This window comes from Wolbachia endosymbiont of Dactylopius coccus (assembly GCF_977011065.1).
Genome location: NZ_OZ347065.1, coordinates 1,067,506 through 1,094,373 on the forward strand (window position 1 = coordinate 1,067,506; position 26,868 = coordinate 1,094,373).

Here is a 26,868-nt window from a genome sequence, read left to right on the forward strand (position 1 = left end):
TGATTGCATTAAACAATCTTAATACAATCAGACCTGTAGGTAAACTTATTTTAAGAAGAGAAGACCGGGCTACCCCCCAAATTGTTAAACATCTCCGTGAGACCCTTAACAGAACGAGTAGATGAGTTTTTCACTTCAGTCACTGTTGTTGCAGGAGGAGCTTCAGATTTCGTTTTTAAATTAACAGGCTTAGGCGATATCAGTGGCTTCTCTGCCTTTGGTTCAGGAGGTAACGGAGACGTGAGTTTAGAGTGTACATCATCACCAGATATATTACCACTGTCAGGACTCTCGCTTCTTTCTTTATGGAACGATTGGGGTTTTGAACACTCATTTTTTTCATCGCTCCAATCCTGTTCAGACTCTTCACTGCTATTACTTGACACACTATTACTACGACTCCGTGGTGGTAAGATCATATTTGATATTTCACCAAACACTCCTGGCAAGTTATTTGGCTGTTGTACGTCGTCCTCTTGCTTTCCAGAAATTCCTTTCCTTCGGCTTTTGAGCTTTTCGGACAACTCATCGATCAAAGTTTTTTGTTGCTTGCCACCTCCCGGGGGTGTTGATTTTTTAGTAGTAGTGCTTTTTTGTGTAGTACCAGCAGGAGATTTTTCACCAGTAGTATTAGCACTATTTTTTTGAACAGCAACACTTGCTTGATTCAATTGCTTAGGAGTTGGCTCAGGAGGAGGGGGTGGCGGAGCACTGACACTTGGTTGTGTACCCAATGTTACTGGAGGCGGTGTAGGAGTAGGCACACTTGATTTATTCTCCAGATTAGTACAATTTTCACACACAAATTTTTGTGGTTCTTGAGATGGAGTATGGCCGAATTTCTGTCCATTAAGACCTACTTCTTTCTTATTGTCAGCTCTAGAAACGGCTAGTCTAATGAGATATATTGTTGAAATCAATGCAACAACCGTAGAAACAGCAAAAATTGCTAAAGGAACTGCTACAATGGCACCAGAACCAGAAACTGCTACAATAACATAAGGAAGATATTGACCAGATATGAAACTAAATATAGATAATGATGAAATAGCAATTAAAGGTTTCCATATAATCCCCTTAGTTTTCTGACTATCTTTTAGCAATGGGGAACTATTGGATGTCATCATTTTTTTACCTCATTTGTTAACGATAATTTAATAATAACCCAATTAATAATTTCTGTCAATAATAAATTATGAAAAATAAAGTTACAATTTGAATAATATACAACCAGCAATAATAGACTTCTTGCATAATCCAAACTAAGTAGAAAAAAGGTATAGCTAACACGTAGCGGGATGACGATTGTCAGGCCAGCGCCCCTATGATGTCATCCCAGTGCCCCTATGATGTCATTCAAGTAGCTGACTACTTGGATCCAGGAAAAAGAATGGTGTCATCCGAGTAGCCCCTTTTTTGTCATCCCAGTGCCCTGACTACTTGGATCCAGGAAACTTAGTTGCAAGTAATGCATTGGGTTTGGTGAGTATGGGTTTTGCGTTATAGAATGAAGCACTTTTGGTGAATTTATAAGGAAAGCTGGATCCCAGTGTCAGCTACTCGGATGACACCCTACTAGCAGAAGTTACTCTCAAATGTTTGTTCATGTTAGCTACAAACATTAAGAAATTCACCAAACGAAAAAAAAGGCAAAAGAAGCCCCGTTGGTGACTAGTTATTTATATGTACTTCAAAATATTGGCGTTTTTTAAGTCTTAAACGCTGCAATTTAGCTGCTTTTAAACGGCAACTAACCTTAGCTTTAATATTTAAGAAATTTACCAGGCAGAAAAAAAAGACAAAGAACCCCCGGAGTAGCTAGTTATTCCACTCTTTAATTTTAAAATTTGACGTTGGGTGATGTCTTAAACGCTTTATAAGCGCTTTTCAGCTTATGTGGGTAAAAACCCAAAATTTTTATAAAGACATAGTATGCACATAGTGCAAAAATTAAACAATAGTACGCCAAATACAAGTCTTCTTGTCGTTTTAATCTGTACAGATTGGGAAGTTAAATAATATAGCTTCACTGTCATGATAAGGGGGCTGGCGGAGTTTGTCAAGGAAGTTTTTCGTTTCTATTCCCAATGTTATATGGTTATGCAAGAAGTCTATTGTAATCAGGCTTTAAGTGTGCGGAAGTAATTTTTTGCATTAGAGTAAAAAATTTTTTCTATAGCTAATCAAAGTGGATCAAGAGAAACTTACCACTTTCTTTACAAAGGGTTTGATGTTACCATTTGATGAACTATTCTGAATTTATTGAATGAACATTAACATAAAGAATCTAGTTCATGCTTTTTCTAAATTGCCAAGTTTAGGACCATCATCATCACGCAGGTTGGTTATACATTTACTCCAAAACAAAGAGAAAGTTATGCTACCACTTGCATCTTTGATTAAAGAGCTAGCAGATCTTATAATAGAGTGTGAGGTTTGCGGAAATCTAGATACTAAATCACCTTGTTCTATTTGTACTAACCCAAAACGTGACGCTAAGTTACTGTGTGTAGTAGAAGAATTGGGTGATCTATGGGCGTTTGAAAAAGGAAATATATATTCAGGTTTATACCATGTTTTGGGTGGCAGGTTGTCTGCGATAAATGGCATAGGTCCAAAAGAACTCAACCTTGATACTATTCTGAAAAGAGTGACGGAGTCTAAAATTGAAGAGATAATTATCGCAATTAATCCAACATTAGAGGGCCAAGTTACTGCACAATATATAACTCAATTGCTAAAAAACTTGAATGTGAAAATATCACGTCTTGCTTGCGGCATACCAATGGGCGGAGAAATTGATTATCTAGATGAAGGAACGTTAAAAGCAGCTCTCACTTCAAGACAGGATATTAAATAATTATCACAGTCATTCCATTTTTTTTAGCAAGCTATAAGTTTTTTATCATACTACCACTACTTATAAAATACTAAATTTTAGTGACATACTTCAGCCTAAAAACTTGCTTTACTAATTGAAAATATTGTACACTCAAAACATAGTGTTTTAAAATGAGGAGTTATGTTAACTTTTGCACTAGATGGAGTACGTTATACTTATAATTGGTTAATCAAAAAATCAAGATCAATCGCTCTTGATTTCATTGCGCTATTTAACAAAGAATACGCAGATAGTAAACGAATTGGATATATAATAGAAGATCATCTGGTTAAAAAAGATCTGATAAATATTGAGCCTGAACTTGAAATCAAATATGACCTAAAAAGAGATCTGATGAATATTGGACCTAAATTTGAAATCAAATATGACCCATATGTCCCAAAAATAGATTCTTCAAAAATGTTTAAAGTAATGGAACAAGAGCATAGATCTATTGAAAATCTGAAAAATGTGATTCGAGTAAGAATTGATGATCAAATTAGGTCGGGGGTATCGAGGTTTAGTTATTCTTATGATGGCAAAGATCCTTATACTTATGCAATCTTTCAGGCAAATAAAATAAAGGAGATAACAAAAGATAATACGGACTTAGTTCTTCTTTTATGGCTAATGTATGTTCATGTGCCTATAGGTGAACATAGAAAAATATTAGAGGATCTTGTAAAGAATCACTCTGGTAATAGAGCTGAGATGATAAAAAAGTTATATCTACTTCAAGAAGAAGGTAATTTATCAATAAACATTCGTGAGAGCCTAGATGGGATAATTAAAATATCCCCACTTATAGAGAAGCAGTATATTTCAAATGGGAAATTTTCTGTTATGCAAATGATAAGTTCTGGCAATGTACATGATTTAGCAGAAAGGTTAACAGAAGATATAGAAGGAAGGGTAAAAGAATTAACCGGCATAGATATTCAATATAGTCCCAAAAGCAGCTTGAAGAACCTTTCCATTCATGCAGTGATAGAAAATTATGGATTATTTAAGTAAATGATTGTTTGGGCTCTTAATTTATAAAATACTATAATAAAATATAGTGTAAGAGTCTTATGTGCTTAAAAAAACTTATATCATGGATAACATTTAAAAAGAAAGAAGCAGCACCACTACCCGAGGTGGTGTGGGAGAATGACTATCTTGGCTATAAGCAATTTTCAGGCAAATTCAACACTATAATTAAAACGATTGATCAGTCTTTTACAATAATATCTTTGGAAGGATATGATGGATGGGGCAAGACGTTTTTTTTGAAAGAATGGGTAAAAGAGTTAAAACAGCAAAATGAAATCGCAGCTTACTATAACGCATGGGATATCAATGCACTGGATCAACCGCTTCCTTCTTTTTTAAATTTCCTATTTGAAGATTTATTTGTATCGTATAAAGTAAAAAGAAGTGTTATACAACAGTTCAAGAACATAAACCAAGAGCTATTTTCTCTAAACACACTAGGAAAGCTGATCAGTAAATCTCCACTTGCTATGCTTTCAGTATTTCTTGATGCTGCAAAAGAGGCTGATAAAAAAGACATAGGTTTTGTCTTGAGTGAATTAAGTCTTCTCCAAAGAAGAAAAGAGAGTACTAGAGATTTTAAAACACAGTTAGCGGATGTGGTTAATAAAATCAGAAAAGACAAAAACATTTATATAATGGTGGATAATCTTGATGTGTGCCGTCCTAAATTTATCGTTGATTTTTTGGAATCTATAAAGTACATGCTTGATGTGGAGGGGCTGGTTTTCATTATTTCTGTCAGTAAAGATAAGAGCAATATGCATAAAGCCATTAGCACGATACTTGGACCAAATTTTGATCTAAAATCTTTTACTGATCTCTTTTTACATTTACCAAAACAACCGATAGAAAAATTTACAAAAGAACTGTTTCAAAATATTAAATTGCCGAAAAAATCAAAAAGTTTAATTATAGATAGTTTTATATTTTATGCAGAAAGCCTATCACTATCGCTGAAAACAATAGAATATTGCGCAAAAAAAATAAAACTATGTCTTCTGAATTATATAAAGGAAGAATTACCTGATCCGAATTTGTTTTCATTTTTGGTAATACTGCAATCGATAAATATTGATATATATGAAGAATTAGATTTATTGTATCAAAAAGCGCTGGAGAAGATTGAGAGTGAGTATAAGTCTCTAATTTTGGCTCAAATAAATGGTCAAGAAGAATGGGAAAGACTTAAAATTTCTCTAGAAACTGCCTTTGCAGAGAAGAAGTCAAAAATTAACAAAGCTATAAAGAATATAATATTTTGAAAAGATACCCTACCTTTGCATATACAAAGATAGGGTAACATTTGATTAACGCCTTTTTACTATGTTATTATCTTGTTCAAATTTTCTGATTAATTCGCTTACATTGACATTAGATAATTTTTTGCCTGTAGATTTGTCATTATGTGAAGCATCAGGTTTACGAATGTCTTCCTTACTGTTACTCCTAGTAATATTACATCTGACAATGCTTGAGTTGTGAGACTTATCGCTTATATCTGAAATATTGCTTTTTTCACTACATGAAGACGAATTACTCGACATATTGTCTAAACTAAAACGCTTTTTACCTTGATAGATTGGATTCCAATCAAGTGGATTATAAGCTTTAGCTTTTTTATCAAGAGTGCTGCTACTAACATCACTAACACCACTATCCCCTGAATCACGGCGTTGTTTGTTAGGAGTGCTATGAATATTGTCTTTCATGAGTTTTTGCATTGTTGGGCCAAATGTTCTTCCAAGATTGCTACTTACTGTTTTATTGCTATCATTTGCTTGGGAATGAGATGCATTTCGCTCAAAAATCGCTTTTATTCCAGCAAATTTAGCTTGGGAAGATTTCGGAGGAACAGGTGGAGCAACCATACCTTTTGAGTTTTCATTTTTAGGAAAATTTTTTGAATTATTTTTTTCTACTGTATTATTCATTTTTTTACCTCTAAACCTATTAACTAATAAAAGTATAAATTGAGAGTATTAATTTTATAATAACGATGCTAATAGGTTTCAAATAAGCATCGCCAGAGGACTCTCTATATAATGCTTAAAGGCGTTTAAAAATTTTGCTCCGAGTGCTCCATCAACTGCTCTATGGTCAACAGAAAGTGTTACTGTCATTATTTCTGCTATCTCTATTTTCTCATTCATAACAATTGGTTGTTTTTTGGATGCACCAACTGCCATTATGCAGGATTGCGGCGGATTGATTATAGCACTGAAGGCTTTTATACCAAACATACCTAAATTAGAAATAGTAAACCCTCCTCCTTGAAACTCTTCAGGTTTCAATTTTCCAGATCTTGCTCTGCTTACTAAATCTTTCACTTCTTTTGATATAGATAAAATACCCTTTTTATCAGCGTTTTTCACTATAGGAGTAATTAATCCATCTTCAAGTGCCACGGCAATTGAAATATCTATATTTGAATATCTCAGTATTTTATTATCTATCCACGAAGAATTTATATCAGGAAATTTTTTCATGCTAAAAGCCACAGCTTTTATAATTAAGTCATTAATTGTTACTTTATTGTTTTCATCTGCTGAGTTAATCTCATTTTTGAGCGATATTAACTTATCAACTCGGCAGTCTACAGTTAAATAAAAATGTGGAACATTCTGTTTGGATTCAGTTAAGCGCTGTGCTATCACTTGGCGCATATTACTTACTTCAACTATTGTATTTTCCTCAGGACTTCCAGTGCGTGTACCACTGCTTAAAGACTCCAACACATCAGCCTTAATTATGCGACCATATGGACCTGTACCTTTTAATTGCTGCACATTAACCCCTTCATTTTGAGCTATTTTCTTAGCTAATGGGCTTATTTTTGTTCTACCTTCTACATAACCCTCTGTCATCTGAGTAGCTGACACTGGTTCTTTTCTTCTGGATTCCAGCGTCACGCGCTGGAATGACACCGAAGAATGACTTGTTGGCTTTCCGTTTAAATCTTGGTGTTCTGATTTTTGATTATCAACAGCACTTTTTGTCACTTCCTTTTTAACTGCACTATTGATGGAAGTTGAGGTATAGTTATTAAGCACACTGCTATCTTCTCCTTCTTCCAGCATTAAAGCTATTGGTTGATTTACAGGCACGCCACTTGTTCCTTCTGTTACTAAAATTTTTGCTAAAACTCCTTCATCTACAGATTCAAACTCCATTATGGCTTTATCAGTCTCTATCTCAGCAATTACATCGCCTACTTCAACTTTGTCTTGTTCTTTTTTATGCCACTTGACAATTTTTCCTCCAGTTTTGCTCATTGTCGGTGAAAGAGCAGGCATTAATATTTCTATAGGCATCGATTTTGCATTTAAAGATCTATTCAATTTTTAATTTACTCTTTATCTTATGTCAATCTAATCGTGAATTATGATGAATAAGTCTGTTACACTATCTCTCACGTTATCCCAGTGCGTGACACTGGGATCTTGGTTCAGTACTATTATCCTATTGTTTTTATTATTTAGCCATAGCTTGTTTGCTAATAACTTTGTTTCAACCAAATCAAATAAAATCAACATGAGAACGGGACCAGGATTTCACTATCCTGTAAAATGGATATACACTTGCAAAAATCTGCCCCTGAAAGTGATAGAAGAGTTTGAGAGCTGGAAAAAGGTTTGCGATATAGATGAAGACTGCGGATGGATAAAAGGCAATCTGCTTAGTGATAGGCACCACGCAATGATAAAAGAAGATACTTATGGATATCAAAAACAGAGTGTAGACAGCAAGATTACTATGAAAATAGACAAGTTCGTTGTAATGAAAATAGAAAAATGTAACGAAGAATGGTGCTTTCTTTCCACCCCAAAACGTAAAGCATGGGTACAAAAAAAACATATATATGGGGTTGATTAGGTTGATAAAGGATCTGGATTAACACTAGTTTCCGGACCTTCTGTAGCGGACTCTTCAGATGAAGCAGGAGTTGCACTAACTTCTTGAGGTTCTGGAGAATTATTTTGCCATATAGTGCTGTCACAAAAACTCTGTAACATCTTCTCAGCAGATGAATCTAAAATTTGTACAATAGACTTTTCACTTTGTTCTCTTAGCGATTGATCCATTCTAGAAATCAACTTAAGAAACTCACTACCTGATTTTTCAGCTTCACTTTTTATTTTACTTTCTATGCTTGCAATATTACCTTGATCAAATTCTTCTTTTGTTATGTTGAATGAATTTGCAACATCTTGATATCCAATCTTGCAATTTCCACAACCAATTATGCAAAAAGCAATAGAATTAGATATTTCATTTGCAGCCCACTTGTGTATAGTGTAAGCCAAATAATTGTCATGGTATTTAATGCTAAATTGTTGTTCTATTAGCTCAGAAATTTTATTCTTTAGAGACATAAAGTACCCTCCTTACATTCGTTATACCTTTTTGTTAAGATACACCATTTACTACATGCTTTACTTTAATTAATTATTAAAACAAGAGCATAATTTTCAGAGTTATATCTTTTTACCTTAACAATTCTTTTTTGAGTTCCTCTTCAATCATCTTAGTTAAACTCGTGTCAAACTCACTCCTCGAAAAATCCCTAACCTCCCCGGGATCATATTGATTTCCTATTTTTTTTTCAATAGCATCCTTTATTATGTTTTTGTCAAATCCCTTTATAATAGGCGTTACCTTCACTTGCCCTGCAGAACCTTTACCATAAATTCCTTTGCTTTTATCAATGCAACCACCTGCACCAGGTTTACTGCTTCTAAAACCACTTCTACACTCTACTGTTTCATACTTGATTTCACCATTTTCTATATATGCTATTTTATTATCTTCATCAGACTGCGGTCTTACTATTATGACTCTGTCTTTTAATTCTACACTATCATCAATTATTGTTTCCGTATAATCTGTATAATCTGTATAATTCGTATAATTATCTCTATCCGGATACATTTTATAGATACCTCCACCTCCCATAGTGATTAAATCCTTGCACTCTTGTTTGCCTACACTACACTTTCTTACAAAAATAGGCCCCCCATCCTTATCTGTGTATCTAAATTCTTGGTTACCTCCTCCCTCCGAAACTTCAATGTCAATGATAGGATAATCAGGATCAATTTCCAATTTAGCTTTAATATAATCTCCTGGCATTCCTGCTCTAGTTTCAGTGGAACAGGCATTCTTCCCGGTGGCATCATCTACATAACGTTTGCAGTTAGCGGGTGTATCTTTTATGTGACCTGCTTCACCACATCCCCACACTTCTATTTCAACACGGCTAGATGTTATTTGTGAGCCATCCACATCATGATTTCCACTTCCAAAATCATGGGACTTTTCGCTCTTTTTTTCCAGTTCTTTCTCGATTATCTCTTTTAATTTCTCTTGTAATTTTTTCTCTTTTAATTTTTCTTTTACTTTCTCTTTTAAACCTTCCAAGTCAAGCCTACACAATTTATCAGCGTAAAAGACCTCTGTTCTGTTTGCTTTAATCGGTTGATCTTTTAATTGTGTGCACTTTTGTACTTCATTTTTTTCATCTCTTAATACTTTACCATCCTTATCTTTACAATCCACTTCCTCATACCTTAAGTAGAATGGCTTATCATCTTCATTTTTATTCAAATATTGTTTTGAACGGCTACACTTTCCATCAAAGCAGATGCAACCATCATCACCTTGCTTGCATCCTTCTTTATGCTCTACATCCGTCAATTTGTATACTACTTTCAGTCCTTTACTAGATTTAAATGCGTCGTCTATCTCATCATTTCTTGTTACACAGTAACTGCATTTCCCCTTTTCCTGTTTATTGTCGTCAGGGAAGAAAACATACCCTTGTTTATTGAATATTATTTTATCCAACTTATCTTGAGGTCTGTTTAAGAGGTCAACTATTTCCCTTTTCTTGCTTGGAAGATAATAGAACTGATTTGATTCCTTTGAGTAAACAGCATTGTATTCAATATATTTTGTTCCCATTAATTTTAGTGGTATTATCTCATCTCCTCTTTTAAGGACAAACTCTTCTGGTTCTGGCTGCCATCCAGAAAGACAGAGCATTTTACTGTTAGAATTTTCTTTATACTTTACTTCTATTTCTGGTTGTCCTAAGTTGTTCAATTTGCATTTATTTCCTTGAAACTCTTTACATTCTGTTTCAATATCAGGAACATAGCCATATTCTTTCAGAACTTTAAATTGTTGCGGATTACTTTCTAATATACCTTCTATAATATTATCAATATAACTTTTTTCGTTATTACTATCAGTTGTTTTTGCTACTATTGCTGGTTGTACTACTTTTAAAGATAGAGGGCCAATGTTTGTAAAAGAACCAGCATTAACATTAAAAGTACAGAAACCATTGCTGTAGACTCCATGTGCTCTATAAATACAAGTGCTCTCGCTCATCTTCATTTCTATTTCTAATGTATTTGCATCCACTATCCTTAATATTTTAGGCTCTGGAGCAGGTGGTGCCGGGAAACAGCGGACGAACTGTGGATTTTTTTCATCTATACTTTGAGTTCCAAGGTATTCAGCGCAGAGCTGGCCCTTTTTTCTATAGGTTTTGAAGTAGTACGTGATGCCATCTTTGTCTAGTTTATTTTCTCCATACCCTTTAGGGAAATCTAATTTTTCTCCAATCTCTCCGTCTCTTCCTTTCAGATCACTAATGATTACCTTAACCTTAGGATCAAAGTAATCATTATCTCCATTTGTTATAGGAACAATTCTAACTTGTGGAGGTGACATCGCAAGTTGTTCACAAAGTGGAGGCGGGCCAGGTGCAAGTGGCACAGGGGCACATTTTACTTTTTCCTGATAGCAAGTATCACAGGTATTTGCCGTATATCCAGGGCGAAAAATATTTGCTCCTTCACCTATTTTAGTAAAATATGAGAAAAAATCCCCCATGCAGGCTGCTTTTTGACTGCAGGCGCATATCTTAGGGGCATTAGCAAATTTTCTTTTTTCTTCATCAGTCACATCATTTGCCCACTCCCATCCAAGACCTTTCGCAATCCCTTCCTTAATTTTTCCATCATCTAATATTGTATCTCCTTCCCAGTCGATAAAAACTGCTGCAGAAATTCCAGCCCCGCTCGTCTGCGTTCCGTATATCTGGCGGCAGGACGTTCCATTAGGTAATACATAACAATTACCTCCTTCATAGTCGCAAACTTGAATCTTTGGGTTGAAATAACCACCAACTCCTTGGTTTTTTATTGCTGTAACACTGATATATTGTAATAACTTTTCATCAAAATCTAGATTGTTCCAATTAAAGGTAAAGAAATTTGCTAAGCCTTTTCCAGTTTTGTTAGCTGTAGCTTCAGCTTCAGTACGAAAACGTATATTTCCACAGGTATCAGAATATCCATTACTTGCAATTAGCAAAATTAATACTAGAAAAAAAAATTTGGCTTTAAGCTTTACACTTTTCATAAAACACCGGTAACCACTCATTAACTTCTTCTCCTTTTTCCTTTATTGCCTCGTACATATACTTTATAGTCTCTTTGTTAGCTGAAAGTACATGTATTTCTTGCATATTCTTTAAATCTAAATTTAAAGTTACTAACCCTTTATACTGTTTTATCAAAAATAAACCTTCCTGTGTTGGCGTCTGCAGAATTATATTCAGCTCCTCTTTTGATAAAGAAAATGCCTTCATGTATAATCTATTTGCATTGACGTTCGGCATTAAGATTCTTGTATCAACATGTTTATCTAAATATTGAGTAAATTTGCTAGCAAATGCGAGATTCAAATTTTCAGTACTTAGGATTACCACAACATTTAGTTCCGTCATTCTTTGCATCCAGTTATCAAACTCTTTCTCTGTAGGAAAGATATTACTTATCTCCCATGCTTCATCCAAAACAAGTATTGCAGGCGAGCCATCACATTTTGCCTCAAAAGAATATAAAAAATAGTAAAGTATCACGGACATACATTCTTTTCGTTTTGTGAGGTTTGCGGTGTTGAGAGATATAATTTTTGTTTCCCAGTCAATATCTGATTCATTACCATCTTGAAATAAGTAAGCAAACTCACCACCTTCACACCATCTACTTATTTTACCCCCGAGGAGCAAAAGCACCTCAGAAATTTGCGCAATAGAACGTGACTCCTTGGGTATAGCAAATATAGAATCCACAATTTTTCTTATCTTTTCTTCTACGTCCACCAAGCTCATATCGGCTACCATTCTTTTGATCAGTTCAACCAACATATTGCGATTGGAAGCACTATCTTCAATGTTTAGTGGATTAAATTTTAGGCTTTTGTCTTTATACTTCGGATCGATTATATAATATTTACCACTCACTGCTTTAGTAAAAATTATCGACTTTCCAGTGTTATCCAATATGACAATTCTTGGGTTAAACTTTCTTGATTCTGATAATAGGAAATTAATGAGTGAAGTTCTGCCTGAATTTGGAGCTCCAAGTATCGTAGTATGGCCATTATTTCTTTTTCCATGGAAATTAAAGAAGTAAGGATTTCCTTCTTTTGAGAAAAAAACTGTTACCGCTTCTTTCCACCTTCCTCCTTTTAATGTACCTGACGTAAAATCATGCAGCATAGCAAAACTGCAAGCATATTTTGCTAATATATTTTTCGGTTGTGTAATAAAGGTAAAATTGCCCGGAAGTTGTGCCCAAAAATGACTTTCCATATGTAGATCAGTTCTAAATATCATGAAGCCAATCAATGACGTTATAGAGGATAAATCACCAATACTTTCAGCTAACTTATTCCTATCGTCTGTAAATATTGTAAAAATAATTTTCTGTTGGCAGAAGTCTATACTAGAGGTCTTTTCAAGCTCTATTATTTCTTCAATTCCTGAGCTTTTAAGTAAGGTATTATCCTCACTAATTTGCAGCATGTTAATTTGTTTATTAAATTCTTTTATTGCCTTACTATTACTAGTAAATATCATTATTTCTGTAATGATAAATTCAGATTCAAGCTGCAAGCACCTATCTATATTGCCTAAGGAGATTTCTCGGTATTCCTTTATGCTGAAAACAGAGCCAAATTTCTGTTGATTTTCAAAGATTGTCTGAAACGTATTGAAACCAAAAGCTATTTTAAAATTTCTAATATATTGCGACAGGTCCCTTTCATGTACTGGATAATCTTTGTGCGTTAATGTAACAATATAGTGGAGAAATTCTATCATTTCAGAATATATTTTACCTTCACTAAATCTTAGACCCAGTTTTTTAGCTCCAAAAGGTCCTAAATCATCGTGAATTAAGTCAGTTATCTTTTGCAACTCCTGATGGCTTTCTTGTAAAGACAACTTATGCTTATTCTTTATTCTATTGAAAAAAAACGAATTATTAGTATGCTTGCCAAAATCGCTAAACAATATTACAATGTATAGTTCATTTATATACTGTAATTTACTATCAGTGAGTTTATCAAACCGCGCTGAATGTAGCTTATCAGAGAAGTCTTCAGTTTTATTCCATTTCAAGCTCAGTTTATTGCGCTTTCTAACGGTATGAATCCAAACGGTAAAATACAGGCTATTAATATTTTTTGATATGCTTTTTCTAATTTCAGTTCTGAGGTCGCTGTAGTTATCAACAGAAGAATAATCTTCTAACTTGATTATTTTTAACAATTCTCCCTGTTTTGTTAGTATGGTTTCTTCATCGTAATGACAAGCATAAGGAACAAAATCTAAATCGATCCTTTCTAGTAATGCTAAGTTGTTCTTTTTTTCAAGCTTAGAGTTAACTGTTGGTACTTTTAACTGCATATGCGTATTCAATAAAGATAATTAAAAAAGATAAAAATACTATCTTAATTTTTATCTTTTTTTTCGCTATCGGATTGTAATTTTATATCTTTTGTAAAGTTAAATTTTTCTTTTAAGTAGTCTGTTGCCTTTTCTGTGCTACCAAACATTATGACTAACACACCAAACATTATCATAAAAAAGATCAGACCTCTAAACACTATTGCAAGTATCACTGCAGCCATACACAACCCTATGATTGTTGAAGGACTCATATTTTCTACAGTCTCTTTAATTGAAAATGAAGAAATAAAATCTTTTACCGTTTCTTGTACATCCTTTAATTCATCACTCACCGAAGCTTCGCTAGAATATGATGCAAAAATGAAACTTAATAAGGCTATAAAAACCAAAACTTTATTCAATTGAATGCGCATCAACTAAATACCCTTTAAATATTCCTCAAATATAACAACTTTTATATCAATAGGCAAGAACTGAATTCACTTATCCACTACAAGTAACACATATTTTAATTTTTACCGCTGCGAACATGCTGTAAGCTCTTATCATCAACAAGAGGACTCACATTAATGGATGTTAATTTGCTTGACAGAAAGTTTGAATGCAATTCAGCTACTGCTGCTATAGCAAACACTGCAGCCATAGCAAGTAGTCCTGCTCCTATCAATCCTGATGTCATTGCTCCTGCAACAATGCACCCTATTGTAGAGAGAGCACAACCTGCTACAAATGCAACGTGAAGATTTCTGTTATTGGGTTGTTTCTCAGGTGGCGTACCTTTACTATTGTTTTTGTTTGCAGAAGGTTTTTGCACAATGGGAGCGGTGTTCTTTTTTTCTTCAGGTTGCAATGGCTGACTACCTGTCATCTGAGTAGCCTGACCATCTGGGTCCATATTTTCTTTTTTTCTGGATCCCAGTGTCAAGCACTGGGATGACACCTGAGCTGGCTCTTCTTCTGCGGTCTGTTCTAGCAGCACTTTATTTCCAGTTTCTTCTTTTTGTGGATTACTATCTTCTTCAGTAGAGCTTAATGTTGAGCTTATACTGCTCCTTCTACTACTTGATGCTAAGCCAGGTGAATTTATTCCACTATCTGATTCACTGTCACTACTGAGTTTAGAAGTTTGCTTCTCCTCTTCTTCCACAACCTTGCTATATTTTTCAAACACTTCCTCTGTAACATCTGAATTACTAAGTATTTTATTATCACCACTTTTTTTCTCAGCTACATTCAAGGGTGTTTCTTGTGTGTTGTTTTGCTCTTCAATATGTCCTAGCTGCATTTGATCTTCAATATTTTCTTTAACAGCACTTGGTATTGAGCTTACACTGCTGCTCCTGTTAGTAATATCCAAAATTGTTTTTACTATTTTTCCTCTTTTTGTTTGTGGTCTTTGTGATTGTTCTATTCCATTGCCAAATACTGTAGATACAGCTAGTGCTTCTGATTTTATTACTTCATCTTTCAATACAGGAAGAAAGTTTTTGATATAATACTTATAATGTTTTTGATATTCCTCTTGTTTTTCCGGTGATTTTTCTAATTCAATTCGTTCTCTCAGCGATTTTTCTAATTTAGTTAATACCTCAGGGTCAGCCTCTTTCTTGAATAACTCTATGCATTCTTTCAGAGTTCTGTCTTTTTCAGATTGTGGGCTTGGATGTTTGTGCTCTTTTTTTGTTACCTTTTTGTATATAGTGTTGTGCAATTGCTGGTTAATATCTTTTTCATTACTCTTAGATTTTTTTACAGTACCTGGCATAGACTCCTCCATACATAATAAAATGTATAGATACCTCTTTAGCGTTAATTTTACATTAAAACTGGGCAATTATGCCATATTATGGATAATTATGGCAACTTGCTTATTGTGAGGTCGCTTAACTATTTGCTTTCTGGGTTTTCTACTTCTACAGATTTGCTCTCAATATAATTGTTTGCCTGTTGAACTAACATGTCTATCACTTCTTTTACAGGCTTTTCCTTATCAACCATGCCAACACTTTGACCGGCCATTAGAGATCCTGTTTCAACATCTCCATCAATTACTGCTCTTCTTAAAGCTCCAGCCCAGAATTTTTCTATTTCAAGCTGCCCATCTTCTTTTGAGATCTGGCCCTTTTGGTATTCATCAATAACTTTTTTTTGATGCTTCATAAAATCATCACTTGCTTTGTTGGCTATAGCTCTTACTGGAATTACAGGAAAATCAGCACTTATCTGTACAGAAGGTATTGCATTACGCGCAGCTGATTTAATAAACACTTCCTTGAAATTTTTGTGGGCAATTGACTCATTAGTGCAGACAAATAATGTACCTATTTGACAGCCACTTGCTCCCATGTCTAAGTAATTAACTATCATTTCACCTCTTCCTATTCCACCTGCAACAAACACTGGTATTTGTTCATTTTTAAAATGAGGCAATATCTCTTGTGCGAGAACAGAAGTGCTAACTGGCCCTATGTGCCCGCCTGCTTCCATTCCCTCTATTATTAACGCATCCACTCCCATTTTTACTAACCTTTTCGCAAGGCTTAATGCTGGTGCAAAGCACATAACTTTAATGCCCGCACCCTTGATTTTTTCTATATTAGGCTTTGTTGGCAGTCCACCGGCAAGCACTATATGGCTTACTTTCGTTTCAATGCACACATCTATCAACTCACTCAACTTTGGGTGCATAGTAATTAGGTTTACACCAAATGGTTTGTTAGTTAATTTCTGTGTCTCTATGATTTCTTTTTTCAATAGGTCTGGAAACATTGCACCACATGCAATTACACCGAAACCACCAGCGTTTGAGATTGCCGAAACCAAATTTCTCTCCGAAACCCAGCTCATAGCACCACCCATTATAGCAAACTCACTACCAAGAAAATCTGTTCCTTTTTTCCAGAGGCTACTTAACATATAACCTATATCATACGTTTAAAAATGTTTTGCTTATCTATAAATGTGTGCTTCAAAGCGCCAAGTATATGTAAGATTATAAAGAGTACCATAAAATACGCAAACATCGAATGTAGCTGATTAGCCGTGTTAGCTAGATCTTTGTTTTGATTAATCAACAAAGGGATATGAAAAAAATATTTGATCTTTTTGCCAGAAGCAGAAGACATAACATAGCCAGATAGTGGCATTAGCACCATCAAAGAATATAAACCAAAGTGTACTGTTTTACTTGCATTGATTACAAACCGAGAAAAATTTGCTGGAAGTGGTGGAACATAAGTAAAGACGCGAAAAAATATGCGTACTATGATTAATCCAAGAATAGTGATACCGCAAGCCTTATGAATAGCGTATATGTTGAACTTAATTTCATTGCTAAGTGGTAAGCTTTTCATATAAAGTCCAGAGCAAAGCATACCGATAATAAAAACAGCCATCAACCAATGGATAACTCTTAAACCTAGGCTATATTTATTGTCTTCCATTTTGATTACCCTAAAGTAGCATTTATATAATAGAAAAACTATTTTTCAATCAAAATTATGAAAGCAATTTAGATTTACCGACAATGTAGCTATACAAATTCGACCCAGCCGGGAGTCAAGTAGCTGGCTGGCACCTAAGCCATAAACGGATTAAATGCAAAACTTGCTTGACAAACTCCGCCAGCCCCCTTATCATGACAGTGAAGCTATATTATTTAACTTCCCAATCTGTGCAGATTAAAACGACAAGAAGACTTGTATTTGGCGTACTATTGTTTAATTTTTGCACTATGTGCACCGTATGTCTTTATAAAATTTCTAGGTTTTTACCTACATAAGCTGAAACGCGCTTATAAAGCGTTCAAGACATCACCCAACGTCAAATTTTAAAATAAAGAGTGGAATAACTAGCTACTCCGGGGATTCTTTGTCTTTTTTTTCTGCTGGTAAATTTCTTAAATATTAAAGCTAAGGTTAGTTGCATTTAAAAGCAGCTAAATTGCAGCGTTTAAGACTTAAAAAACGCCAATACTGAAAATAGACAATGACTAGGGTTTCTTTTGCCTTTTTTTTATTTGGTAAATTTCTTAATGTTTGTAGCTAACATGAACAAACATTTGAGAGTAACTTCTGCTAGTAGGGTGTCATCCGAGTAGCTGACACTGGGATCCAGCTTTCTTTATAAATTCACCAAAAGTGCTTCATTCTATAACGCAAAACCCATACTCACCAACCCAATGCATTACTTGCAACTAAGTTTCCTGGATCCAAGTAGTCAGGGCACTGGGATGACATCGTTTACTATGTGATATCGTGCCATATTACAATGTTCGTGCAGTTGTGTGTCAACTACTTTCGTGGCATCGTTAATCTTTATGCTAGTTTTACTAAAAATTATAGTATTTTAGGTATAATTGCAATATCTAAATTTAAGGTATAGGGATGAACCCTACAATCAAGAGAATTTTCAATATTTTTCTTATAGTATTATTTATTTCTTTCTCTCATGTTGGGAGTGCTGCTAACGCCAATGACGATACAACTGCTCAAGTAATATGTAATATCATTGGCTACGTTTGGGGAATAGGCGGACCGCTTATGACCGTAGTGATAATAGGTGCAGCTTTGCTTGCGATATTTGGTAGAATGCCATGGCCGGCTCTTTTTGCACTCGGTATATTTTGTGCTGTATTTTTCGGTGCTAAAACTATTGTGACAAAAGTAATGGGTGGTATAGGCAGCACTGGAAATACTTCCTTGATGGACCAATGTGGAACAGGAGACACAAAAAAGAACCAATAGGGTTATTTTTTTCTAAAGCAGACCTGATGCACGGCTTCAACTATATCTTCCACTTGCGGTAATGCTTTTTTTTCTAGGTTTGCAGCGTAAGGTAAGGGGATGTCCTTGCCAGTTACGCGCATAACTGGAGCATCAAGGTAGTCAAATCCTTGTTCCATAACAACGGCTGACAGCTCTGCTCCTATTCCTGCAAATGGCCATCCTTCTTCTACACTAACTAACCTATTAGTCTTCTGAATAGAGTTAATAACAGTTTGAGTGTCAAGTGGTCTTAAGGTTCTGAGGTCAATAACTTCAGCTTCTATACCTTCACTCGAAAGTAAATCTGCTGCATTTAAGGCATCCATTAATTTTAATGAAAAAGCAGTGATAGTTACATCCTTTCCTTCCCGTATAACAGCAGCTTTGCCTATCTCAAGTAGATAATCTTTGTTTGATAGCTCAGAGTCAGAAACTTCATGCTCATGTCCATAAGCTATCTCGTTTTCTAGAAATATCACTGGATCTGGATCACGAATTGCAGCTTTAAGCAGACCTCTGCAATCGCAGGCAAAATAGGGTGCTATTACTTTTAACCCCGGTATATGCGAATACCAAGATGCAAAGCATTGAGAGTGTTGTGCAGCAACTCTTGCTGCAGCACCATTTGGCCCACGAAATACTATGGGGCATCCAAGTTGTCCACCTGACATATAATTTGTTTTTGCTGCGGAATTCACGATTTGGTCGATAGCCTGCATAGAAAAATTAAAAGTCATAAATTCGACAATTGGCTTTAATCCAGCGAATGCTGCTCCAATAGCAAGGCCAGCAAATCCATGTTCGGTAATAGGCGTATCAACCACTCTATTTTCTCCGAACTCTTTCAGTAATCCTTTTGTTACTTTATAGGCACCATCATACTCTGCAACTTCTTCACCGATGATTAACACGTCAGGGTCGTTTTGCATTTCTTCTCTGATCGCTGTGCATAAAGCTTCTCTTACACTTAAGGTTGCCATTTATAAACTTTTATAGACTTTAACTAAAGTAACTATATCAGAATTACTAGGCTCTGTGGACAAAATTTTAGAGAAGCCATATGAGAGCTCCAACAAAATTTAGAAATCCCATGTAAACCTCTGCGGTCTTGTCAAATCTGGAAAAAATGCGCCTAAAATTTTTAATTTTACCGAAAAAGCACTCAATCAAATGACGTTCTTTATAAATATGCTCATCATAGTATCTTTGCACTTTTCGATTCCTTTTTGATGGAATTACGATTTCACATTTCCTGTTTTCAAGGCTGACCACAAAAGCATTGCTGTCATAACCCTTATCATACCAATTCTCATTGTTGGTCATTCAAATAGGATACATAGCAGAGTTGTTTAATTGTGGAGTAGGTAAGAGAAGTAATAAATTTACACAAAGCACTCTCAAGCAAAGCAATAGTATCGTATATTTTATTGCGCAAAATGTTCTGTTTTACATACAACCAAAGCCTCTCAACTGGATTGAGTTCAGGTGAGTATGGTGGTAGGTATATAATCTCAATATTTTTAGGTACCTTTAAACTTTTCGACTTATGCCAACTAGCACAATCCATAACAAGAAAGGCTTCTCGTGGTCCCAAATATTGAGACATTTGCTCAAGAAATATATTCATACAATCAGTGTTGACATTCGGTGCAAACAAGCTAGAATTCTCCCCATTTCTAGGATTAACTGCACTGTAGAGATAAAAATTTTCCCTACCTAATTTTACCTTAACTTTTGTTCTGACGCCTTTTTTAAACCATCCATGCCCGGTCTTTGAATGTGTGCCAAACCGCGATTCATCGAAGAAAAACAGCTCTTTTTCAGAATACTTGCCAATAACTTCGTTGAGATTTTTTTTTGAATTCCTCTTGTTTTCTTTTATCTTGTACATTGTGTACTGGTCTTGGTGTAATATAAGAGAATTTCATCTTTTGCATATAGCGGTGTACTGTAGATTTGCTAATATTTAAGCCGAACTTTTCCTGGATTCTTATTCTCATTTCTTTAATGGTAATATTAGGATTTTCTCCTACCCATGCTTCAACTTGCTGTAGTTGAGCCTGATTTAATTTAGTTTTTCTACGCCGTTGTGGAGGAGCAAACAATTTTTCTTCTCTGCCTAATTTCAAGAGTTTTATCCACGAAGTTAGTGCGCTTCTTGAAATGCAATATATTTTTGCTACAGCCGTTATACTATGCTTTTTTGCTGCAATTACAGCATTTAGTTTTTTTGCAACATATGCATTGTTCCTTACTTTCTTCAGCATTTTTTTTGCTGATTTTACTACTTCTTCATCCAATAATTTTGATCTTAGTGCCATTTATACCTCGACTATTTCACTTATTTCATTATGGCTTGTCTTCTATTATTGTCTATCTGTTTGCCGTGTAATGGGAATTGGTATCAGCTACTACAATGGAGTTATAGACATTTTTTGTTAATACTTCAGCTTGTGTAATTTCATTCCTCTGGCCAGGAGTAAGTATAAATTTTAAAGGATTTCCCAATGCATCAACAAGTGCATGAATTTTAGTCGTAAAGCCACCTTTACTTCGCCCTAAAGCCTCTTGATCCTTCGAATCTTTTGTATATCCAGCCGAACATGGATGGGCTCTAATGATCGTACCGTCGATTATGACGGCTTCTAAATCTGGCTCTTGTTTTGTGTACTCCAATAAATTTTTCCAAATACCCCTTTCGCACCATCTCTTAAATCGTTTGTGTATACTTCTGTAATTGCCATAGATTTTCGGCAAAAGTCGCTATTGGCAACCACTTTGCGCCATATACCACACTGCTTCTATGAATATTCTTAAACGTTTTTCGTCTTTACTATGCATTCCTTTTATGCCTTTTATGAATTCTAAAATTTGTTTCCAATTTCTTTCTTTTATATAATATTCCATTCGGTAGTTTCTCCATTTTTATGTTCATTTGGTTAAACTACCACTTTTTTTCTCCCTCTTCATATTTTTTGTCCACAGAGCCTAGGAAGCGTACAAATTAAGTTTTACAAACTGACCTTACCCGGATGATATGAATAAGTATTACTTGGTTGAAAGCAAGAGAAGATAATAACTTCTCAGAGTGGATAGGTGGCAGTTCTTTTGAGGCACTATCTGCTCTTACATGGAGTGTAGGAAGAAGACCTCGTGACCCAGATTCTGCCACCGGTGAGGCTCAGTCACCTTTTTGATAGCCTGAAGATGGCTTTATGTTTCCTGTTTCTCTTTTCCTTTTCCTCTATAAATATATTGTTTTTATATTCAGTTTAAATATTTCACTAATTCTTTTTATCGTCATTGTTTTTTCATCAACTGCTTTGAGAACTCGTTCTCTGAGGTCTTCACTATATGGGCTTGGCATTTCTCATCTCTTTAATATGCCATTATAACCTATTCTATCCTTCAGGTAAACCTTTCTTGGGTTAGCTATAGCAGTGGGAATAGTAGTTGGAGCTTGTTGTCTTGTTGCTGCTGCAATCATATACTATTGTAATAGACCTTCAAATTCACTTGAAAATAGCAAGGTCCAAGGGTTTTCTGTAAACCATGAACAACCTACTCTGTAAAATTCACAAGACCTATTAAAATATTTTTTTACTTTTCATCGTATATTTCTCAACATATTATCTTTAAATACTAAAATAATTAACAATATGGCATTATTAATAGTTGAATCACCTGCGAAAGCGAAGACAATAGGCAAATATTTAAGTAAAGAGTTCAAAGTAGCTGCATCTTTTGGCCATGTGAGAGATCTTCCAGTGAAGAACGGTTCTGTTGATCCGGATAACGATTTCGCTATAAAGTATGAGATTATTGAAAGGGCAGAAAAATATGTAAAAGAGTTGGCAAAGGAAGCAAGTAAAACATCAGACATATACCTTGCAACAGATCCAGATAGAGAAGGAGAAGCAATAGCTTGGAATGTGATAGAGGCACTAAAGGAAAGGAAAGCAATCAATGATGAAAGTAACATTCATAGAGTAGTCTTTAACGAAATAACAAAAAGAGCAGTGCAAGAAGCTATAAAAAATCCACGTGGAATAAACATGGACTTAGTGCGCGCACAGCAAGCACGCAGAGCTTTGGATTATCTAGTTGGATTTAGCTTGTCACCGCTGTTGTGGACAAAATTGTCGGGAAGCAAGTCTGCAGGGCGAGTGCAGTCTGTTGCATTAAAGCTTATATGCGAACGAGAAGATGAAATCAGTAAGTTTATAACACAGGAGTATTGGAGCATAAAGGCAGAAATGCAAAATAGCAAAGATGAGGCTTTTTTTGCTATGCTAAGCCACTATGACAATAAAAAGCTGGAAAAATTTGATATTAAGAATGAAGAAGAGGCAAAGAACTTAGTCAGGGAGATTGAATTAAGGCAATATGCTGTAAGCACAGTAGAACGCAAGCAAGTTAAGAGAAACCCACTTCCTCCATTTATTACTTCAAGTCTTCAGCAAGATGCAGTGAATAAACTGTATTTTAATGTGAAAAATGTTATGCGAGTAGCGCAAAATTTATATGAAGGTATCAATATTGGTGGTGAAACCGTAGGGTTGATAACTTACATGCGTACAGATGGGTTTCATATTGCAGATGAGGCTATAAACTCAATTAGAGGGTCAATTAAGTCGTTATATGGTGATAAATATTTACCACAGTCTCCTCGTAAATATGTAAAAAAGGTCAAAAATGCTCAAGAAGCACATGAAGCAATCCGGCCAACTGATATTAATAGAACGCCGAGTAGTATTAAGGATTACTTAACGCCAGAGCAATTTAAATTGTATGATTTAATCTGGAAAAGAACCATTGCAAGTCAAATGGAATCGGCGATCCTTGATCAAGTGGTAGTCGAAATTAGTTCTACTGACCAGAAAGTAATTCTGCGAGCAAGTGGATCAAGTATATTCTTTGATGGTTTTTATAAAGTCTATCAAGATAACATGGAAGCCGAAAATGAAGGCCTGCTACCTGCCATGAAAGAAGGGGAAGCATGTAAGCTGATTTCAGTTGAGCCAAAACAGCATTTCACTCAACCACCACCTCGTTATAGTGAAGCAAGTATCGTTAAAAAAATGGAAGAAATCGGTATAGGCCGCCCATCAACTTATGCAACAATTATTTCGGTATTACAAGATCGTGAGTACGTTTCATTGGATAACAAAAGATTTATTCCAAGCAGCCGCGGTAAAATCGTTACTATATTTTTAGAAACCTTTTTTCAGCGTTGTGTAGAGTATGACTTCACAGCACAAATGGAAGAAAAGCTTGATTTAATTTCAAATGGACATGCAGATTGGAAAAAAGAATTGAACCACTTTTGGGTGCCATTTTTTGGTCATGTAAACTCTGTTAAGCAAATGACGCATGATGAAGTTTTCAGCGGCATTCACGATTTGGTAATCAATTGGTTTTGTTCAGAGGAAGGAAAAGAAGAAATAGGTAAGAAATGCCCTGCTTGCTCTGATGGTATATTAAAATTGAACTTTGGGCGAGCAGGAGTGTTCCTTGGATGTTCTAACTATCCTGAATGCAACCATACAAAAGAAATTACGGGCAGTAATGACAATTTAGAATATCCAAAAAGTTTAGGTATAGATGATATAACAGGACAAGAGGTAGTAATTAAAAAAGGTCCTTTTGGGCTTTACCTGCAGTTTAATAATGAGTCAGAAAAGAAAAAAGCGGTTTCTATACCAAAAGATATAAATGTTAATGAGATTGATCTGAGCACCGCTACTCAATTACTTTCCTTGCCGAAAGTAATCGGAGAACACCCTGAAAACGGAAAGGAAGTAAAAATAGGCCTTGGACGATTCGGGTACTATATTTTCTATGATGGTAGATACTTTTCTCTTAAGAAAAGCTCCAAAGAGGTGCTGAATACAGAATTGAGCGAAGCTGTACAAATTATTGCAAACAGTCCACGCAAAGAGTTAAAATCTCTCGGAGTTAATGAAAAAGGAAAAGAAGTTTTTATCTGCAATGGTAGGTACGGATTCTATATAAAATGCGGTAAAACAAACGTTGCTTTGGGCAAGAGTGCAGATATTGAGAGTATAGATTTGAAGAAGGCTTTAGAGTTGATTAAGAATAAAAAGTAGACTTTTGTTGAAATATTAGGTAAAATTGAAATATATTTGACAATGCTTAGGGAGAATGGCAATAGAATTTAATAGATATATCCGAGGTAAAACTTTAGATTTACATGAGTTGGATAACGTAGATACAACCGAGTTATTAGGCTTTGTTAAACAAAAAACGGAAATCAAAGTGCTTGATCTTGGTAGGAACAGTATTAATGATGAATATGAAGAAGAATTACTCAAACGAGGTATTGTAATAATAGAAGATTGCAGTGAAGAAGAGTTAGCCAGTGATTTAAAAGATGATTTAAAAAATAGTTTGGGAAGTTATTTAGAAAGTGGTTTAAAAGATGATTTAGAGAATGATTTAGAAAGATGCAATACTAGCAATAAAAGCGGAAATGTAAATCAGTTATCAAACTCGCAAGAAAAACTTAAAAGCAGTAGCAAATACTATATTTGTGGAGCAGCAGTTGGTTTAGTTATTGGTTTAGTTGCAGCATATTGTTTAGGAGCTGCTGCTTTAACTCCTGTTGGCGTCTCTGTTGCAGTGTTTATTGCATCTGCTGTGGTTGGCGCGTTACTCGGAGCTGGGGTGGGTTATGCTGTGAGTACATATCTTGAAAACACTGAAGTTAAAAATATGCAGTCTCACAAGAGTTATTGAAGATCTGTATTAAATACTAGCACAGGGGCTTTCTTCTATAGCTAACACAAGACTATTTCAAGACCTCGTCATCCCGCTGCTTGTTAGCGGCTGAGATACTGCGAATGAATCGCGAGTATCCGTTCAGGATAGCGGCAAGACCATAGAGTAAAAGTGAGTTTACAACAAATGGTGTCATCCCAGTGCTTGACACTGGGATCCAGGTTACTATATATGAAAAGTTATTATGTTTATATACTTGCAAGTGAACGAAAAAGAAAGCTTCAGCAAAAGTTTATGATGTGTTTTTGTTCTAGCAAGTAGTCAGGTATCCGTTCAGGATAGCGGCAAGACCATAGAGTAAAAGTGAGTTTACAACAAATGGTGTCATCCCAGTGCTTGACACTGGGATCCAGAAAATTTGATTGTGTACTATACAACATTTTCGATCAAAAGCTGGATTCCAGTGTCAAGCACTGGAATGACATCACAGGGGCACTGGAATTTTTGTTTCAATATTTGTACATTAGCCATGCATCTGAACAGATACGGAAAATAAACTTAATTGAAAAAACAAACCAAGAATGGAAAGATTTATATGATGAAATCGTATCTGGATTCCAGTGTCAAGCACTGGAATGACACCATTTGTTGTACAAATTACCTTTGCAAACAAATGTTCGTACAGCTGTGTGTCATGTACTTTATTTGCACATTAGCCACTTCCCTGAACAGATACCTTATTATAGCTATAACACTGAAGTTTACAATCAGAACAAACCACTTGGCCACGTGGAACTGACTTCAGCTTGTCCGTTGAAACTTGATTTGAGCAGAATATACATTTTATTGTGTTGCTTGGAGTAAGTGAGTTATCAACAGCAATTCTATCATCAAAAACAAAACACTCACCTTCCCAATTACCATTTTTATTATAAGTTTTTTCAAGGTAAGAAAGAATGCCGCCTTTCAGGTGGTACACATTGTTAAATCCAAGATTTTTCATGTACGCTGTTGATTTTTCGCATCTAACCCCACCAGTGCAGTACATAGCCACTTTCAGGTCTTTACTCTCAGAGAAAGACTTTGCCCACTCAGGAAAATCGCGAAAACGCTGAGTATGTGGATTGATTGCATTTTTAAACTTGCCTAATTTCACTTCATACTCATTTCGTGTATCTATTACTAAAACGTCAGGTTGAGAAGTAAAATCATCCCAATGCTCTGGATCAACATATTTACCCTTAAGGGAAATATCAAGATTGCCTACACCAAGATTCACAATCTCTCTTTTTAACCTTACCTTCATCTTACTAAATGGTTGATATTCTGCTGCACTCTCTTTCCATGTAAGGTCCCTTAGCCTATAATCAGAACGTAGAAAATCGAATATTTTATCAATCGCGTTTCTTTCACCAGATACGGTTGCATTAATACCCTCTTCTGCAAGGAGTATAGTGCCTTTTAATTCAACGTTGTCGCATGCAGCTTTTATTTCGTCTTTCATGTCATAATAATTAGAGAGTTCTACAAAGTGATAGAAAGTTGCAATGACGAAGCTCATGATTATTCACTTATCAACTAAAAACATGATATACAAAATTATAAAGATATTCAATAGTACGGCTGTTAATTACTGGATATCTTCAGTTTTTACATATAACATTTTAATATCA

At 35.1% G+C, this 26,868-nt stretch carries 26 protein-coding genes; 10 read left to right on the forward strand and 16 right to left on the reverse strand.

Annotation, left to right across the window (positions count from 1 at the left end; translation table 11 throughout):
* Window positions 1-50: 50 nt before the first annotated feature.
* Window positions 51-1,127, reverse strand: coding sequence for a hypothetical protein (locus tag ACWHVF_RS05695; RefSeq protein WP_447933245.1), 1,077 nt, complete (start codon window positions 1,125-1,127; stop codon window positions 51-53).
* Between the two features lie 1,145 nt (window positions 1,128-2,272).
* Between ACWHVF_RS05695 and recR the strand changes: the two genes are divergently transcribed.
* The 3 genes from recR (at window position 2,273) to ACWHVF_RS05710 (ending at window position 5,181) form a co-directional block, all read left to right on the forward strand.
* Complete coding sequence (recR, locus tag ACWHVF_RS05700) at window positions 2,273-2,860, forward strand: recombination mediator RecR (RefSeq protein WP_179945578.1); 588 nt, start codon at window positions 2,273-2,275, stop codon at window positions 2,858-2,860.
* Between the two features lie 162 nt (window positions 2,861-3,022).
* A complete protein-coding gene (locus tag ACWHVF_RS05705; protein WP_447933246.1) occupies window positions 3,023-3,895 on the forward strand; it encodes a hypothetical protein in 873 nt (290 codons plus the stop codon).
* A gap of 59 nt (window positions 3,896-3,954) precedes the next feature.
* Complete coding sequence (locus ACWHVF_RS05710) at window positions 3,955-5,181, forward strand: KAP family P-loop NTPase fold protein (RefSeq protein WP_064125179.1); 1,227 nt, start codon at window positions 3,955-3,957, stop codon at window positions 5,179-5,181.
* Window positions 5,182-5,226: 45 nt separating this feature from the next.
* Here ACWHVF_RS05710 and ACWHVF_RS05715 read toward each other — a convergent pair whose 3' ends face one another.
* On the reverse strand, window positions 5,227-5,850 hold the full coding sequence (locus ACWHVF_RS05715; protein WP_064125180.1) for a hypothetical protein: 624 nt from the start codon (window positions 5,848-5,850) through the stop codon (window positions 5,227-5,229).
* Between the two features lie 78 nt (window positions 5,851-5,928).
* Window positions 5,929-7,230 (reverse strand): pyruvate dehydrogenase complex dihydrolipoamide acetyltransferase, encoded by a 1,302-nt coding sequence (locus ACWHVF_RS05720; protein WP_064125181.1) that lies wholly within the window; start codon window positions 7,228-7,230, stop codon window positions 5,929-5,931.
* Window positions 7,231-7,300: 70 nt separating this feature from the next.
* Between ACWHVF_RS05720 and ACWHVF_RS05725 the strand changes: the two genes are divergently transcribed.
* A complete protein-coding gene (locus ACWHVF_RS05725; RefSeq protein WP_064125182.1) occupies window positions 7,301-7,792 on the forward strand; it encodes an SH3 domain-containing protein in 492 nt (163 codons plus the stop codon).
* On the opposite strand, the gene ACWHVF_RS05730 is transcribed toward ACWHVF_RS05725, so the two are convergent.
* From ACWHVF_RS05730 to ACWHVF_RS05760, 7 genes are all read right to left on the reverse strand, one after another.
* Window positions 7,789-8,292 (reverse strand): WBM0748 family T4SS-associated protein, encoded by a 504-nt coding sequence (locus ACWHVF_RS05730; protein WP_447933247.1) that lies wholly within the window; start codon window positions 8,290-8,292, stop codon window positions 7,789-7,791. The genes ACWHVF_RS05725 and ACWHVF_RS05730 overlap by 4 nt on opposite strands.
* A 112-nt stretch (window positions 8,293-8,404) precedes the next feature.
* A complete protein-coding gene (locus tag ACWHVF_RS05735; protein ID WP_064125184.1) occupies window positions 8,405-11,350 on the reverse strand; it encodes a hypothetical protein in 2,946 nt (981 codons plus the stop codon).
* Window positions 11,331-13,685, reverse strand: coding sequence for a VirB4 family type IV secretion/conjugal transfer ATPase (locus tag ACWHVF_RS05740; protein WP_064125185.1), 2,355 nt, complete (start codon window positions 13,683-13,685; stop codon window positions 11,331-11,333). Before ACWHVF_RS05740 ends, ACWHVF_RS05735 begins: the two co-directional genes overlap by 20 nt.
* A 44-nt stretch (window positions 13,686-13,729) precedes the next feature.
* The gene (locus ACWHVF_RS05745; RefSeq protein WP_064125186.1) at window positions 13,730-14,101 is read right to left on the reverse strand and encodes a hypothetical protein; all 372 of its coding nucleotides are present in this window, start codon (window positions 14,099-14,101) and stop codon (window positions 13,730-13,732) included.
* A 95-nt stretch (window positions 14,102-14,196) separates the two neighbouring features.
* Window positions 14,197-15,453, reverse strand: a complete 1,257-nt coding sequence (locus ACWHVF_RS05750; RefSeq protein WP_064125189.1) for a hypothetical protein — start codon at window positions 15,451-15,453, stop codon at window positions 14,197-14,199.
* Between the two features lie 122 nt (window positions 15,454-15,575).
* The gene (locus ACWHVF_RS05755; RefSeq protein ID WP_064125187.1) at window positions 15,576-16,604 is read right to left on the reverse strand and encodes an NAD(P)H-dependent flavin oxidoreductase; all 1,029 of its coding nucleotides are present in this window, start codon (window positions 16,602-16,604) and stop codon (window positions 15,576-15,578) included.
* A gap of 5 nt (window positions 16,605-16,609) precedes the next feature.
* Window positions 16,610-17,131, reverse strand: a complete 522-nt coding sequence (locus ACWHVF_RS05760) for a cytochrome b (RefSeq protein WP_064125188.1) — start codon at window positions 17,129-17,131, stop codon at window positions 16,610-16,612.
* A 942-nt stretch (window positions 17,132-18,073) separates the two neighbouring features.
* On the opposite strand from ACWHVF_RS05760, the gene ACWHVF_RS05765 reads away from it, so the two are divergent.
* Window positions 18,074-18,433 carry a TrbC/VirB2 family protein gene (locus tag ACWHVF_RS05765; RefSeq protein WP_064125292.1) on the forward strand — a complete coding sequence of 120 codons (360 nt, stop codon included), beginning with the start codon at window positions 18,074-18,076 and terminating at the stop codon, window positions 18,431-18,433.
* A gap of 2 nt (window positions 18,434-18,435) precedes the next feature.
* Here ACWHVF_RS05765 and ACWHVF_RS05770 read toward each other — a convergent pair whose 3' ends face one another.
* From ACWHVF_RS05770 to ACWHVF_RS05790, 5 genes are all read right to left on the reverse strand, one after another.
* Window positions 18,436-19,434 carry a pyruvate dehydrogenase complex E1 component subunit beta gene (locus tag ACWHVF_RS05770; protein WP_064125291.1) on the reverse strand — a complete coding sequence of 333 codons (999 nt, stop codon included), beginning with the start codon at window positions 19,432-19,434 and terminating at the stop codon, window positions 18,436-18,438.
* A 67-nt stretch (window positions 19,435-19,501) separates the two neighbouring features.
* A complete protein-coding gene (locus ACWHVF_RS05775; protein WP_064125290.1) occupies window positions 19,502-19,777 on the reverse strand; it encodes an IS5/IS1182 family transposase in 276 nt (91 codons plus the stop codon).
* Window positions 19,764-20,775, reverse strand: a protein-coding gene (locus ACWHVF_RS05780; RefSeq protein ID WP_447933057.1) for an IS630 family transposase whose coding sequence is annotated in 2 segments (ribosomal slippage) — window positions 19,764-20,312 and window positions 20,314-20,775 — 1,011 coding nt in all. Because the reading frame shifts where the segments join, the coding sequence is not laid out codon by codon here. Before ACWHVF_RS05780 ends, ACWHVF_RS05775 begins: the two co-directional genes overlap by 14 nt.
* Before the next feature lie 52 nt (window positions 20,776-20,827).
* Window positions 20,828-21,211 carry an IS5 family transposase gene (locus tag ACWHVF_RS05785; RefSeq protein WP_447933248.1) on the reverse strand — a complete coding sequence of 128 codons (384 nt, stop codon included), beginning with the start codon at window positions 21,209-21,211 and terminating at the stop codon, window positions 20,828-20,830.
* Between the two features lie 6 nt (window positions 21,212-21,217).
* Window positions 21,218-21,361, reverse strand: a complete 144-nt coding sequence (locus tag ACWHVF_RS05790) for a hypothetical protein (RefSeq protein WP_447933249.1) — start codon at window positions 21,359-21,361, stop codon at window positions 21,218-21,220.
* A gap of 533 nt (window positions 21,362-21,894) precedes the next feature.
* On the opposite strand from ACWHVF_RS05790, the gene ACWHVF_RS05795 reads away from it, so the two are divergent.
* From ACWHVF_RS05795 to ACWHVF_RS05815, 5 genes are all read left to right on the forward strand, one after another.
* The gene (locus tag ACWHVF_RS05795; protein WP_447933250.1) at window positions 21,895-22,026 is read left to right on the forward strand and encodes a TomO hydrophobic C-terminal domain-containing protein; all 132 of its coding nucleotides are present in this window, start codon (window positions 21,895-21,897) and stop codon (window positions 22,024-22,026) included.
* 87 nt (window positions 22,027-22,113) lie between these two features.
* Entirely contained in the window at window positions 22,114-24,564 is a 2,451-nt protein-coding gene (gene topA / locus ACWHVF_RS05800) for a type I DNA topoisomerase (RefSeq protein WP_447933251.1), read from the forward strand.
* Between the two features lie 55 nt (window positions 24,565-24,619).
* Complete coding sequence (locus tag ACWHVF_RS05805; RefSeq protein ID WP_082860888.1) at window positions 24,620-25,213, forward strand: hypothetical protein; 594 nt, start codon at window positions 24,620-24,622, stop codon at window positions 25,211-25,213.
* Between the two features lie 153 nt (window positions 25,214-25,366).
* Window positions 25,367-25,516, forward strand: coding sequence for a hypothetical protein (locus ACWHVF_RS05810; protein WP_156488234.1), 150 nt, complete (start codon window positions 25,367-25,369; stop codon window positions 25,514-25,516).
* 42 nt (window positions 25,517-25,558) lie between these two features.
* Entirely contained in the window at window positions 25,559-25,834 is a 276-nt protein-coding gene (locus ACWHVF_RS05815) for a hypothetical protein (protein ID WP_447933252.1), read from the forward strand.
* Window positions 25,835-25,907: 73 nt separating this feature from the next.
* On the opposite strand, the gene trhO is transcribed toward ACWHVF_RS05815, so the two are convergent.
* Window positions 25,908-26,756 carry an oxygen-dependent tRNA uridine(34) hydroxylase TrhO gene (gene trhO, locus ACWHVF_RS05820; RefSeq protein WP_064125491.1) on the reverse strand — a complete coding sequence of 283 codons (849 nt, stop codon included), beginning with the start codon at window positions 26,754-26,756 and terminating at the stop codon, window positions 25,908-25,910.
* Between the last annotated feature and the right edge of the window lie 112 nt (window positions 26,757-26,868).